Annotated in this window: 13 protein-coding genes and 1 tRNA gene; 11 read left to right on the forward strand and 3 right to left on the reverse strand. The window is 65.9% G+C overall.

Annotated elements, in window-relative coordinates:
* Nucleotides 1-18: 18 nt before the first annotated feature.
* The 3 genes from QX010_RS09185 to QX010_RS09195 all read right to left on the reverse strand — a co-directional run bounded on the left by QX010_RS09185 (nt 19) and on the right by QX010_RS09195 (nt 1,197).
* Nucleotides 19-255 carry a GIY-YIG nuclease family protein gene (locus QX010_RS09185; RefSeq protein WP_316178982.1) on the reverse strand — a complete coding sequence of 79 codons (237 nt, stop codon included), beginning with the start codon at nt 253-255 and terminating at the stop codon, nt 19-21.
* A gap of 380 nt (nt 256-635) precedes the next feature.
* Nucleotides 636-711, reverse strand: a tRNA-Ala gene (locus tag QX010_RS09190).
* A gap of 81 nt (nt 712-792) precedes the next feature.
* Nucleotides 793-1,197 carry a TIGR02300 family protein gene (locus QX010_RS09195; protein ID WP_315805660.1) on the reverse strand — a complete coding sequence of 135 codons (405 nt, stop codon included), beginning with the start codon at nt 1,195-1,197 and terminating at the stop codon, nt 793-795.
* Between the two features lie 151 nt (nt 1,198-1,348).
* Between QX010_RS09195 and aroA the strand changes: the two genes are divergently transcribed.
* The 11 genes from aroA to QX010_RS09250 all read left to right on the forward strand — a co-directional run bounded on the left by aroA (nt 1,349) and on the right by QX010_RS09250 (nt 12,733).
* Complete coding sequence (gene aroA, locus QX010_RS09200; protein ID WP_316178984.1) at nt 1,349-2,686, forward strand: 3-phosphoshikimate 1-carboxyvinyltransferase; 1,338 nt, start codon at nt 1,349-1,351, stop codon at nt 2,684-2,686.
* Nucleotides 2,683-3,321 carry a (d)CMP kinase gene (gene cmk, locus QX010_RS09205; protein ID WP_316178986.1) on the forward strand — a complete coding sequence of 213 codons (639 nt, stop codon included), beginning with the start codon at nt 2,683-2,685 and terminating at the stop codon, nt 3,319-3,321. Before aroA ends, cmk begins: the two co-directional genes overlap by 4 nt.
* A 250-nt stretch (nt 3,322-3,571) precedes the next feature.
* Entirely contained in the window at nt 3,572-5,281 is a 1,710-nt protein-coding gene (gene rpsA / locus QX010_RS09210; RefSeq protein ID WP_315741235.1) for a 30S ribosomal protein S1, read from the forward strand.
* A gap of 351 nt (nt 5,282-5,632) precedes the next feature.
* Nucleotides 5,633-6,613, forward strand: a complete 981-nt coding sequence (sppA, locus tag QX010_RS09215) for a signal peptide peptidase SppA (protein ID WP_316178988.1) — start codon at nt 5,633-5,635, stop codon at nt 6,611-6,613.
* A gap of 169 nt (nt 6,614-6,782) precedes the next feature.
* The gene (locus QX010_RS09220) at nt 6,783-7,100 is read left to right on the forward strand and encodes an integration host factor subunit beta (RefSeq protein ID WP_315803967.1); all 318 of its coding nucleotides are present in this window, start codon (nt 6,783-6,785) and stop codon (nt 7,098-7,100) included.
* Nucleotides 7,101-7,177: 77 nt separating this feature from the next.
* Nucleotides 7,178-7,570, forward strand: a complete 393-nt coding sequence (locus QX010_RS09225) for a lipopolysaccharide assembly protein LapA domain-containing protein (protein ID WP_315803966.1) — start codon at nt 7,178-7,180, stop codon at nt 7,568-7,570.
* 77 nt (nt 7,571-7,647) lie between these two features.
* On the forward strand, nt 7,648-8,307 hold the full coding sequence (locus QX010_RS09230) for a phosphoribosylanthranilate isomerase (protein ID WP_315803965.1): 660 nt from the start codon (nt 7,648-7,650) through the stop codon (nt 8,305-8,307).
* Nucleotides 8,304-9,527 (forward strand): tryptophan synthase subunit beta, encoded by a 1,224-nt coding sequence (trpB, locus tag QX010_RS09235; protein WP_316178990.1) that lies wholly within the window; start codon nt 8,304-8,306, stop codon nt 9,525-9,527. The genes QX010_RS09230 and trpB overlap by 4 nt, the downstream gene beginning before the upstream one ends.
* The gene (trpA, locus tag QX010_RS09240) at nt 9,524-10,360 is read left to right on the forward strand and encodes a tryptophan synthase subunit alpha (RefSeq protein WP_316178992.1); all 837 of its coding nucleotides are present in this window, start codon (nt 9,524-9,526) and stop codon (nt 10,358-10,360) included. The genes trpB and trpA overlap by 4 nt, the downstream gene beginning before the upstream one ends.
* A 94-nt stretch (nt 10,361-10,454) precedes the next feature.
* On the forward strand, nt 10,455-11,393 hold the full coding sequence (gene accD, locus QX010_RS09245; RefSeq protein ID WP_315803962.1) for an acetyl-CoA carboxylase, carboxyltransferase subunit beta: 939 nt from the start codon (nt 10,455-10,457) through the stop codon (nt 11,391-11,393).
* The gene (locus tag QX010_RS09250) at nt 11,390-12,733 is read left to right on the forward strand and encodes a folylpolyglutamate synthase/dihydrofolate synthase family protein (protein ID WP_316178994.1); all 1,344 of its coding nucleotides are present in this window, start codon (nt 11,390-11,392) and stop codon (nt 12,731-12,733) included. The genes accD and QX010_RS09250 overlap by 4 nt, the downstream gene beginning before the upstream one ends.
* The last annotated feature ends 2 nt before the right edge of the window (nt 12,734-12,735 follow it).

A 12,735-nucleotide genomic window follows, 5' to 3' on the forward strand; every position in this document is an offset into this window, starting at 1 on the left:
CCTCGGAGCACCGCATCGTTAGAGGCGCTTCTTCCCAAACGCCCGACCTGAGCCAGATTTCAGATACTTCTCGAAGGCGAAGGCCTGCTTCACGTCGTTGAAAGCGATGTAAGTCTTGAGCCGCCACGGCCGAAACTTCGAGGTGTGCGGGACTTCGTCTGCATTGTGCTTCGCGACCCGAGCCGGGACGTCGTCTGTGATGCCGGCGTAGAAGTGCTCGCCATCGAGGCTTTCGAGGATGTAGACAAACTTCATGGCAGGCCGTCCCGACCCTTCTAGGTACGATTGTGGCAGGCGATGCCGCTTAGGGTCTACAGCTTCGGTCGAATGAGCAGTTCGAAGGAGGTGGCCTTATCGCCCGGAGCCCAAGTCCGCCTTCGCCCTTCGGGCTATGGCGCGACAGCCCTCGCACGCTTCGCGCAATTGGCGGATTAGGGTGGCTTGCCGAGCCGAAGCTCGCGAAGCGACGGAGAGGGGGGGGTATCGTCGTGCGGAGCGAAGTCCGCCTTCGCCTTCCCGCCTGCGCCAAAGAGGGCTCCGGCGTCCAGGCTACGGCGCGACAGCCTTCGCTCGCTTCGCTCAATTGGCAGATTGGGGTGGCTTGCCGAGCCGAAGCTCGCGAAGCGAGCGAAGGCTGGTGGAGCCAGGCGGGATCGAACCGCCGACCTCTTGCATGCCATGCAAGCGCTCTCCCAGCTGAGCTATGGCCCCTGAACCGAACCGGCGGTCTGGGTGACCGCCGGGGAGCACCGTGAACCACAGTTCGCGGCTGATCTCAAGTGTCTTCGACGATTATTCTTCGTCGCCGCCGACATCACCGATGATGTCGGTCACGTCCTCGTCGCCTTCTTCTTCGTCGGCGATGAAGGTCGAGTCATCATCCTCGTCATCGTCGAGGGTCTCGTCGATCTCGATGTCGTCCTCCGATTCGGGAACGACGGCCTTGACCTTGCCGGAGTTCTCCTCGGCATCGGCCTCCTCGAGCGACACCAACTCCTCGGCCTCGGCGGGCTCAACCACGTCGGCCGCCGCAGCGGCACGCGCAGCCTCGCCGCGCATGGCGCGGGTCGGAGCCACGGGCGCGATCGGCACGACCTCGCCGGTGTAGGGCGAAATCACCGGGTTCTTGTTGAGGTCATAGAACTTTTTGCCCGTGGTCGGGCAAATGCGTTTGGTTCCGAGCTCGGATTTGGCCACGTGCAGGCGTCCTGGCAATGTCTGAAAAGCGGTGTCTCACTTGGCTAGTTGCCGCGCCGCTGTCAATAGCGCTGTCAACGGGAAAATCACCGCTCGTGACGGAGGGCGGGGGCTGTGATACCTGCCGCGTCCGAAACACGAGGATCCCGCCGTGAGCACGTCAGCCGCCCCGACTCCCCTGGAATCACGCGCCTCCGGGCCCCTCTCGGGCACGATTCGCGTGCCTGGCGACAAGTCGATCTCGCACCGGGCGCTGATCCTGGGGGCGCTGTCGGTCGGCGAGACCCGGATTTCCGGCCTGCTCGAGGGCGAGGACGTCCTCAACACCGCCGAATCGATGCGATCCCTGGGTGCCAAGGTCGAGCGCACCGGCGACTTCGCGTGGACCGTCCGTGGCGTGGGGGTCGGCGGCTTCGCCCAGCCCAGCACACCGCTCGATTTCGGCAACTCCGGCACCGGCTGCCGGCTGGTGATGGGCGCCGTCGCCGGTTGCCCGATCACGGCCGTTTTCGACGGTGATGCCTCGCTGCGCAGCCGTCCGATGCGGCGCATCCTCGACCCGCTGGCGCTGATGGGCGCGAAGGTGGTGTCGATCGCCGAGGGCGGCAAGCTTCCGTTGACCCTGCAGGGCGCCGGCAACCCGGTGCCGATCGAATACCGCACGCCGGTGGCTTCGGCCCAGATCAAGTCGGCGGTGCTGCTCGCGGGCCTCGCCGCGCCCGGTGTGACCACCGTGATCGAGCAGGAGGCCAGCCGCGACCATACGGAGCTGATGCTGAAGCATTTCGGCGCGGAGATCGTGACCACGCCGGAAGGGTCTCATGGCCGCCGCATCGCACTGACCGGCCAGCCGGAGCTGTGTGGTGCCCCCGTGATCGTTCCCGCCGACCCGTCCTCGGCCGCGTTCCCGCTGGTCGCCGCGCTGATCGTCGATGGCTCGGACCTCGTGCTGTCGGACGTGATGACCAACCCGCTGCGCACCGGCCTGTTCACGACCCTGCGCGAGATGGGCGCCTCGATCGAGGAGGACGACGTCCGCGGCGATGCCGGCGAGCCCATGGCCCGGCTGCGCGTGCGCGCCTCGAAGCTGAGGGGCGTCGTCGTGCCGCCCGAGCGCGCGCCGTCGATGATCGACGAATATCTCGTCTTGGCCGTCGCCGCCGCCTATGCCGAGGGCACCACCGTGATGCGCGGCCTGCATGAGCTGCGCGTCAAGGAATCCGACCGGCTGGAGGCCACCGCGGCGATGCTGCGTGTCAACGGCGTCAAGGTCGAGATCAGCGGCGATGACCTGATCGTCGAGGGCCGCGGTCACGTGCCGGGCGGCGGCATCGTCGCGACCCACATGGACCACCGCATCGCGATGTCCGCCCTCGTGATGGGCCTCGCGTCCGACAAGCCGGTCACCGTCGACGATACCGCCTTCATCGCCACCAGCTTCCCGGATTTCATCCCGCTGATGTGCAAGGCGGGCGCGGATTTCGCATGATCATCGCCATCGACGGCCCGGCGGCCTCGGGCAAGGGCACCATGGCCAAGCGTCTCGCGGCGCATTACGGCCTCAGGCACCTGGATACGGGCGTGATCTACCGGGCCGTTGCCCATGCGCTGCTGACCGCCGGCATCGACCTCAAGGACGAGGCGCGGGCGGCGGACGTCGCCATGAGCCTGGATCCCTCGACCTTCGACAATCCGGCGCTGAGGTCGCACCAGGTCGGGTCTGCGGCCTCCGTGGTCTCGGCGTTGCCGAAAGTGCGCGAGGCGCTGGTGGCCTTCCAGCGTCAGTTCGCAAGCCAGCCACCCGGTGCCGTGCTCGACGGCCGCGACATCGGAACCGTGATCTGCCCGGACGCCGAGGTGAAGATCTACGTCGTCGCCGATCCCCGCATCCGGGCGCATCGCCGCACGCTCGAGGCGCTTTCGCGGGGGGAACCGGCCGACGAGGCGGCCATTCTGGCCGACATCCTGGCGCGCGACGAGCGCGACCAGAACCGGGCCGTCGCGCCTTTAAAACAAGCCCCGGATGCTTACTTGCTTGACAACTCCCATTTGGATATAGAAGGCGGCGTCCGGGCCGCCATCGACATCGTCGAGGCCGTTCGAGCGGGCCGCCAGCGGGTTTGATTTCCGCCGGCGTCATTGGAGGAAAGCCCGCTCCCGCCCTTGACCGTCGATAGCTCGATTGCGGTTCAATCGAGTCCGATCAGCCGGACGCACTTCATACGTATCGCATGTGCAGGCACTGCCGGCCCGCGTCGTTTGCGCTTATCGCGCTGACAGCGCGGACGTCTGGGGATTTGTGGACCTCCAGGCACTGTCCATTCGATGCGCCGATCAACCCAAGCTGGCGAGAATGTCCGCATCTGGAGAACAAATGGCTTCGAGTACCTCTGCTTCTTCCTACAATCCCAGCCGCGATGATTTCGCCGCGATGCTGGATGAGTCCTTCACCAAGGGCAACCTGCAGGAAAGCTCTGTCGTCAAGGGCAAGGTTGTTGCGATCGAGAAGGACATGGCCGTCATCGACGTCGGCCTGAAGACCGAAGGCCGCGTGGCGCTGCGCGAATTCGCCGGGCCCGGCCGTGACAGTGAATTGAAAGTCGGCGACGAGGTCGAAGTGTTCCTCGATCGCATCGAGAACGCGCTCGGCGAAGCGGTGCTGTCGCGCGACAAGGCGCGCCGCGAAGAGAGCTGGGGCAAGCTCGAGAAGGCGTTCCAGAACAACGAAAAGGTCAACGGCGTCATCTTCAACCAGGTCAAGGGCGGCTTCACCGTCGACCTCGACGGTGCCGTGGCCTTCCTGCCGCGCTCGCAGGTCGACATCCGTCCGATCCGCGACGTCGCGCCGCTGATGAACAACTCGCAGCCGTTCCAGATCCTCAAGATGGACCGTCGCCGCGGCAACATCGTCGTGTCGCGCCGGACCGTGCTGGAAGAGACCCGCGCCGAGCAGCGCCAGGAGCTGGTGCAGAACCTCGAAGAGGGTCAGGTGATCGACGGCGTCGTCAAGAACATCACCGATTACGGTGCGTTCGTCGACCTCGGCGGCATCGACGGCCTGCTGCACGTCACCGACATCGCCTGGCGCCGCGTCAACCATCCGACCGAGGTGCTCAGCATCGGTCAGACGGTCAAGGTCAAGATCATCAAGATCAACCACGAGACGCACCGCATCTCGCTGGGCATGAAGCAGCTGCTCGACGATCCGTGGCAGGGCATCGAGGCGAAGTACCCGCTGCAGGCCCGTTTCCATGGCCGCGTCACCAACATCACCGACTACGGCGCGTTCGTCGAGCTCGAGCCGGGCATCGAAGGCCTGATCCACGTCTCCGAGATGTCGTGGACCAAGAAGAACATGCACCCCGGCAAGATCGTCTCGACCTCGCAGGAAGTCGAAGTGCAGGTGCTCGAAGTCGACAGCGTCAAGCGCCGCATCTCGCTCGGTCTCAAGCAGACCATGCGCAACCCGTGGGAGGTCTTCGTCGAGAAGCATCCGACGGGTTCGGTCGTCGAGGGCGAAGTCAAGAACAAGACCGAGTTCGGCCTGTTCCTGGGCCTCGAAGGCGACGTCGACGGCATGGTCCATCTCTCGGACCTCGACTGGAAGCAGCCGGGCGAGCAGGTCATCGACAACTACAAGAAGGGCGACATGGTCAAGGCCGTGGTGCTCGACGTGGACGTGGAGAAGGAGCGCATCTCGCTCGGCATCAAGCAGCTCGAAGGCGATCCCTTCGCCGAGCCGGGCGATGTCAAGAAGGGTGCGGTCGTCACCTGCGAGGTGCTCGACGTCAAGGACGGCGGCATCGACGTCAAGATCACCGGCACCGACTTCACCACCTTCATCAAGCGCTCCGAGTTGGCGCGCGATCGCAACGATCAGCGCACCGAGCGGTTCGCCGTCGGTGAGAAGGTCGATGCCCGCGTGATCCAGTTCGACAAGAAGGCCCGCAAGGTCCAGGTGTCGATCAAGGCGCTGGAAGTCGCTGAAGAGAAGGAAGCCATCGCGCAGTACGGCTCGTCCGATTCGGGCGCGACGCTGGGCGACATTCTGGGCACCGCGCTCAAGAACCGCGACTCGAAGTAAGCCTTCGATCCGCGTGACGAGATCAAAGCCCCGGCTTCGGCCGGGGCTTTTTTGTGCCCCCAGGGCATTTCGACCCGCCCCTCGCCATCGCATATGTGGATACGGTCGAACCTGCAACTTAGTTGCTCCGTCATGGCCTGGACAAGCCCGGCCATGACGACGTGGAGAGATGAGAGCAAGACTCCGATCATCGAATACGCTAGCCCTGCGGCCTGCTCGGAGCCCGTCGACCCTTTGACGGCTTCGTGGCGGAGCCTTCCTTTCTTCAAATTGCGCCGCGATTGATGTAATCGGATAACGAGATATTCAGGCTGCGGATGCAAAACGCGCCGAGACTTCCAGGAGCTGTCCATGTCGCTTGATTCGGATGTGATCGTCGATCGCCGCAGGCTGCGCCGCAAGCTGACGTTCTGGCGGGTGGTCGCGGTGCTGATCGCGGTCGCGGCTCTTTCCGCCATCGGCCTCGCCATGTCGCCGCGCGGCCGCACCGTGCTGTCGACCACCGGCTCGATCGCCCGCGTCAATATCGAGGGCCTGATCCGTAGCGATCATGAGCGAGTCGAGGCGCTGGAGCGGCTCGAAAACTCCTCGGCCGAAGCCGTCATCGTCCACATCAATTCGCCGGGCGGCACCACCGCCGGCTCCGAGCAGCTCTACGATTCGCTGGTCCGGCTGAAGGCGAAGAAGCCGCTGGTCGTCGTCGTTGAAGGTCTCGCGGCGTCCGGCGGCTATATCGGCGCGATCGCTGCCGATCACATCGTCGCGCAGCAGAGTTCGCTGGTCGGTTCGATCGGCGTGCTGTTCCAGTACCCCAATGTCGGCGAGCTGTTGAAGACGGTCGGCGTGAAGATCGAGGAGGTCAAATCCTCGCCGCTGAAGGCCGCCCCCAACGGCTACGAGCCCACCAGCCCGGAAGCGCGTGCGGCGCTCGACGCCCTGGTCAAGGATTCCTACGCCTGGTTCCGCGGACTGGTGAAGGATCGCCGGGCCATGAATGATGAGCAGTTGGAGAAGGTGGCCGACGGCCGCGTCTTCACCGGCCGGCAGGCGATCGAGCTGAAGCTGATCGACGAGCTCGGCGACGAGAAGACCGCGGTCGCCTGGCTCGTCGCGAACAAGAACGTCAAGAAGGACCTTCCGGTGCGTGACTACAAGCTCACGCCGCGGTTTGGCGATCTCACCTTCCTGCGAACGGCCACCTCGATCGCGCTCGACGCCATCGGCCTTTCCGGAATCGCCCGCCAGCTCGAGCACACCGGCGTGGTCCAGGCGGTCGATCGCATCGGCCTCGACGGCATGCTCGCGCTCTGGACGCCCGCGCCGGGCAATTGAACTCGCCAAGACCATCCTCGGGACGATCTTCCCGTTTCGCGTGTGCCATGGCGAGGCCCCGTACCCGGCCTCGCCCCCCGATTCACGGCCGCGATGAATGATTTAGCGTCTTGACAGTCCAGCATATTTTCACGGAAATGGGACCTGTCTCCCCGGGTACATTTTCTCGATGATCAAATCCGAGCTGGTTCAGCGTATCGCCGAGCACAACCCGCATCTCTACCAGCGGGATGTCGAGAACATCGTCAACGCGATCCTCGACGAGATCGTCGCGGCGCTCGCCCGCGGTGACCGCGTCGAGCTGCGCGGCTTCGGCGCCTTCTCGGTCAAGCATCGGCCGGCCCGCGCCGGTCGCAACCCGCGGACCGGGGCGCATGTCCCGGTGGACCAGAAGAGCGTCCCGTTCTTCAAGACGGGCAAGGAAATGCGCGAGCGGCTGAACCGAGACAATCCCGCGGGCGCTGCGGCTGACGACTCAGACGATTGAAGCATCTCGCGCCGGCCGTGCTAGTCGTCGGCGGCTGATTTCGAGGCGAATCCGGCCTGACTGACACGAGCGAGCGCATGCGAAAATTCTTCACTGTCGTGGTCGTCCTTCCGCTGCTGGTGCTGTTCGTCATCTTCGCGGTCGCCAATCGGCATTTCGTTACCGTATCGTTTGATCCGTTCAACGCGACCGATCCGGCGCTCGCGGTATCGGTCCCGTTGTTCGCCTTGATCATCGCCGTCGCGATCCTGGGCGTGATCGCAGGTGGTTGTGCCACCTGGATCGGCCAGCGCCGCTGGCGGCGGGCCGCGCGCCGTCATCAGGCCGATGCCGAAGCGGCCCGTGCGCAGGTGGTGCAGTTGAGCGCCGCGGCGCGTGCAAATCAGGGCTCGGCACAATCTCTGGTTCCGGCGGCGCCGGCGCGGCTTTTCGCCCCTTATGGGCGAGACAAGCAGGGCGCCGCGTTGTAGAAGGCGCCCAAGCTCGCCGGCCTTGGAAGCCGCCGGCTTCTGGTGATCCTTTCCGCCCGGACGTGCGTTGTTCATCGATGTCCCTGCTCGTCAAAATCTGCGGCCTGACCACGCCCGATACCCTCGCTTCGGCGCTCGACGCGGGCGCCGACATGGTGGGCTTCGTGTTCTTTCCGCCGTCCCCACGCCATGTCGGCCTGACGGCCGCGCGTGAGCTGGGCCGTGACGTCAGGGGGCGCGCGCTCAAGGTGGCGCTGACCGTCGATGCCGACGACGCGATGATCGAAAATATCGTCGAGACGCTGCGGCCTGATCTCCTGCAGCTGCATGGCCGCGAAAGCATCGCGCGCATCCGCGACCTCAAGCAGCGCTTCGGCCTGCCCATCATGAAAGCCATTCCGGTCGCGACCGACGCCGATCTTGCGCCGCTGGCGGGCTACGCCGATGTGTGCGACCGCATCCTGTTCGACGCGCGTGCGCCGAAGGATGCGACCCGTCCCGGCGGACTCGGGGCTACCTTCGATTGGCGTCTGCTGCAGGGCCTGAAACTCGATCGCCCGTTCATGGTGTCCGGCGGCCTGAGCGCCGACAACGTCGCCGAGGCCGTGCGGATCACGCGCGCCGGCGGCGTCGACGTGTCATCCGGCGTCGAGCGAACGCCGGGTGTGAAGGATTGCGACATGATCCGGGATTTCATTCGCGCGGCGCGGGCCGCTGAAGAGTTGAGCGTTCAATGACGACAGCCATTCCCAATTCCTACCGCAGCGGTCCTGATGACCGCGGTCACTTCGGCATCTTCGGCGGCCGCTTCGTCGCCGAAACCCTGATGCCGCTGATCCTCGACCTGGAAAAGGCCTATGCGGAGGCCAAGGCCGATCCGGCATTCCACGCCGAGATGAACGGCTACCTGAAGAACTACGTCGGCCGGCCCTCGCCGCTGTATTACGCGGAGCGGCTGACGGAGCATCTCGGCGGCGCCAAGATCTACTTCAAGCGCGAGGAGCTGAATCACACCGGCTCGCACAAGGTCAACAACGTGCTCGGCCAGATCATGGTCGCGCGCCGGATGGGCAAGAAGCGCATCATCGCCGAGACCGGCGCCGGCCAGCATGGTGTGGCCACCGCAACGCTGTGCGCGCGTTTCGGATTGGACTGCGTGGTCTACATGGGCGCCGTCGACGTCGAGCGGCAGCAGCCGAATGTGATCCGCATGGAGATGCTCGGCGCCAAGGTGGTGCCGGTGCAGTCCGGCGCCAAGACGCTGAAGGATGCGATGAACGAGGCGCTGCGTGACTGGGTCACCAACGTCCACAACACGTTCTATTGCATCGGCACCGTCGCCGGCCCGCACCCCTATCCGATGATGGTGCGCGACTTCCAGTCGGTGATCGGCAGCGAGACGCGCGCGCAGATGCAGGAGGCCGAAGGCCGCCTGCCGGATTCGCTGATCGCCTGCATCGGCGGCGGCTCCAATGCGATGGGCCTGTTCCATCCCTTCCTCGACGACCCCTCGGTCGAGATCTACGGCGTCGAGGCCGCGGGCCACGGCCTCACGCAGCTGCATGCGGCATCGATCGCCGGTGGCCGTCCCGGCGTGCTGCACGGCAACCGCACCTATCTGCTGATGGATGAGGACGGACAGATCGAGGAGGCGCATTCGATCTCGGCCGGTCTCGACTATCCCGGTATCGGACCGGAGCATTCCTGGCTGCACGAGGTCGGCCGCGTGAACTATTTGTCGGCGACCGATGAGGAGGCGCTGGCCGCGTTCCAATTGCTATCGCGGCTCGAAGGCATCATCCCGGCGCTGGAGCCGGCGCATGCGATCGCCAAGGTCATGGAGCTCGCGCCGAAGAAGCCGAAAGACCACCTGATGGTGGTCAACATGTCCGGCCGCGGCGACAAGGACGTGCCGCAGGTGGGCGACATCTTGCGAGGAAGGGCGAAGGCATCGTGACCAGCCGGATGGATGCGCGTTTCGCGCAATTGAAAAAGGAAGGCCGCTCGGCGTTCGTCACTTTCGTGATGTCAGGCGACCCTGATCCTGAAACCTCGCTGGCGATCGTCAAGGCGCTGCCGCAGGCTGGCGCCGACATCATCGAGATCGGCATGCCGTTCACCGATCCGATGGCCGACGGTCCGTCGATCCAGGCGGCGGGCCTGCGCGCGCTGAAGGCCGGCATGACCCTGAGGAAGACGCTGCAACTGGTGCGCAGCTTCCGCGACAGCGATGTCGACACGCCGATCGTGCTGATGGGCTACTACAACCCGATCTACATCTACGGCGTCGACAGGTTTCTCGACGATGCCAAGACCGCCGGCGTCGACGGCCTGATCATCGTCGACCTGCCGCCGGAAGAGGACACCGAGCTCTGCATCCCCGCGCTGAAGGCCGGGCTCAACTTCATCCGGCTGGCGACGCCGACCACCGATGACAAGCGGCTGCCGGCGGTGCTCGCGAACACCTCCGGCTTCGTCTACTACGTCTCGATCACCGGCATCACCGGCGCGGCGGCCGCGGATTCGTCGGCTGTGGGCGCCGCCGTGGCGCGCATCAAGCGCCATACGGCGCTGCCCGTCTGCGTCGGCTTCGGCATCCGGACACCGGAGACGGCCCGCGCCATCGCAGCCCATGCCGATGGCGCCGTGGTCGGCACCGCCCTGGTCGACGCACTCCGCGCCAGCCTCGATGCCGAGGACCGCGCGACCGCCAAGACCGTCAGTGCGGTCGCCGATCTGGCCGCCGCTCTCGCCCAGGGCGTGCGCGGCGCGCAACAGGCCGCGGAATAGGCCGTCAACCACTATCCGAGCGGATGTCGCGGCCGTCTTGCCGTGACCCCGCCGTCCCGCCATATATCCGGGCGACCGCAACACGGAGCGACACATGAACTGGCTTACCAACGTGGTCCGGCCGAAGATCCGCAACATCCTGCGCCGCGAGACGCCGGAGAACCTCTGGATCAAGTGCCCGGATTCCGGACAGCTCGTGTTCTACAAGGACGTCGAGGCCAACCAGTTCGTCATCCCCGGCTCCAACTACCACATGCGCATGGGTGCGGTGGCGCGGCTGAAGTCGATGTTCGACAACGAGACCTGGTTCGACGTCGCGCTGCCCGAGGTCACGCCCGACCCGCTGAAATTCCGCGACGAGCGCCGCTATGCCGACCGCATCAAGGATGCGCGGGCGCGGACAGGCATGAACGATGCGGTGAAGGTCGGCTTCGGCAAGCTCGAAGGCATGGGCGTCGTCATCGCCGTGCAGGATTTCGATTTCATGGGCGGTTCGCTCGGCATGGCCGCCGGTGAGGCGATCGTGCGTGGCCTGGAGCTCGCGGTCGAGAAGAAGTCGCCGTTCATCGTGTTCGCGGCCTCCGGCGGCGCGCGCATGCAGGAAGGCATCCTGTCCCTGATGCAGATGCCCCGCACCACGGTCGCGGTCCAGATGCTGCGCGAGGCCAAGCTGCCCTACATCGTCGTGCAGACCAATCCGACCACCGGCGGCGTCACCGCGTCCTACGCGATGCTCGGCGACGTCCACATTGCCGAGCCCGGTGCGCTGATCGGGTTCGCCGGCGCCCGGGTGATCGAGCAGACCATTCGCGAGAAGCTGCCCGAAGGTTTCCAGCGCGCGGAATACCTGCTCGACCACGGCATGGTCGACATGGTCGTGCACCGTCATGACCTGCGCCCGACGCTGGCGCGGCTGTGCCGATTGCTGACCAAGGCGCCGGCCATCGAACACGCCAAGCCCGCGCCGCAGCTGCCGCCGCCGGCCAAGCCCGCCGAAGCCGCGGAAGCGCCGGCGGTCGCAACGAGCGCGTGAACGATTCTGCCGCCCAGCCAAGACCGTCGCTCGACGAGCTGATCACGCGGCTTTCTGCCCTGCATCCGAGCCGGATCTCGCTCGGGCTGGATCGCATGCACCGGCTGCTGGCGCAGCTCGGTCATCCCGAGCGCAAGCTGCCGCCGGTCATCCACGTCGCCGGCACCAACGGCAAGGGCTCCACGGTCGCATATCTGCGCGCAATGCTCGAGGCCGCGGGGCTGCGCGTCCACGTCTTCACCTCGCCCTGGCTGGTGCGCATCAACGAGAGCTATCGGCTCGGCCAGGTCGGCGGTGGCGTCCTGGTCGAGGACGACGAGCTGATCTCCGCGCTCTTGGAGTGCGAGCGGGTCAATGCCGGCGCGCCGATCACCTTCTTCGAGGTCAAGACCGTCGCGGCCTTCGTGCTGTTCGCAAGGCATCCAGCCGATGTCGTGCTGCTCGAAGTCGGCCTCGGTGGCCGGCTCGATTCCACCAATGTTGTCGAGCAGGTCGCGGCCTCCGTGCTGACGCCGATCAGCATGGACCACATGGAGTTTCTCGGTGACACCCGCGCGCTGATCGCGGCCGAGAAGGCCGCCATCATCAAGCGCGGCTGCCCGGTGATCTCGGCGGCGCAGGAGCCCGATGCGATGGCCGTGATCGAGCGCGAGGCCAGGCGACAGCGCGCGCCGTTGTTTGCCGCGGGCGAGAGCTGGCACGTCAGTGTCGAGCGCAACCGGCTGGTCTATCAGGACGACCGTGGTCTTCTTGATCTTCCGGCGCCAAAACTGTTCGGCCGGCATCAGTTCGACAATGCGGGCCTCGCGATCGCGACCTTGCGCGCGGTCGATCAGTTCAAGCTCGCCACCAAGGCGTTCGAGGACGGCATCGTCGGCGCCGAATGGCCGGCGCGCATGCAGCGGCTGTCGAGCGGCGCGCTCACCGCGATCGCGCCGCAGGGCGCGGAGATCTGGCTCGACGGCGGCCACAATGCCGAAGGCGGCCGTGTCGTCGCCGCGGCGATCGGGGATCTCGAGGAGCGCGTGTCGCGGCAGCTCGTCGTCATCGTCGGCATGATGGGCAACAAGGATGCCGCGGGCTTCCTGGTCAACTTCGCCGGCCTGACGCGCCACATCATCGTCGTGCCGGTTCCGAACGAGAGCAAGGCGATGGCACCGGCTGATCTGGCCGCCGCCGCGCGCACGCTCGGCATGCGCGTCGAGATCGCCGATGGCGTCGCGTCGGCGCTCGCCGGCATCGCGCGGCTTGCCTATGAGGTCCCGCCGCGTATCCTGATCACGGGGTCGCTCTATCTCGCGGGCCACGTGCTCGACCTCAACGGCACTCCGCCGACCTGAGA

It is taken from the genome of Bradyrhizobium sp. SZCCHNRI1009 (assembly GCF_032487575.1).
Lineage (GTDB): Bacteria > Pseudomonadota > Alphaproteobacteria > Rhizobiales > Xanthobacteraceae > Bradyrhizobium.

What these genes read in the sequence shown, in the direction of transcription:
- QX010_RS09185 (WP_316178982.1), bottom strand. Translation starts at nt 255, where the DNA reads ATGAAGTTTGTCTACATCCTCGAAAGCCTCGATGGCGAGCACTTCTAC.
- cmk (WP_316178986.1), top strand. Translation starts at nt 2,683, where the DNA reads ATGATCATCGCCATCGACGGCCCGGCGGCCTCGGGCAAGGGCACCATG.
- rpsA (WP_315741235.1), top strand. Translation starts at nt 3,572, where the DNA reads ATGGCTTCGAGTACCTCTGCTTCTTCCTACAATCCCAGCCGCGATGAT.
- sppA (WP_316178988.1), top strand. Translation starts at nt 5,633, where the DNA reads ATGTCGCTTGATTCGGATGTGATCGTCGATCGCCGCAGGCTGCGCCGC.
- QX010_RS09220 (WP_315803967.1), top strand. Translation starts at nt 6,783, where the DNA reads ATGATCAAATCCGAGCTGGTTCAGCGTATCGCCGAGCACAACCCGCAT.
- QX010_RS09225 (WP_315803966.1), top strand. Translation starts at nt 7,178, where the DNA reads ATGCGAAAATTCTTCACTGTCGTGGTCGTCCTTCCGCTGCTGGTGCTG.
- QX010_RS09230 (WP_315803965.1), top strand. Translation starts at nt 7,648, where the DNA reads ATGTCCCTGCTCGTCAAAATCTGCGGCCTGACCACGCCCGATACCCTC.
- trpB (WP_316178990.1), top strand. Translation starts at nt 8,304, where the DNA reads ATGACGACAGCCATTCCCAATTCCTACCGCAGCGGTCCTGATGACCGC.
- accD (WP_315803962.1), top strand. Translation starts at nt 10,455, where the DNA reads ATGAACTGGCTTACCAACGTGGTCCGGCCGAAGATCCGCAACATCCTG.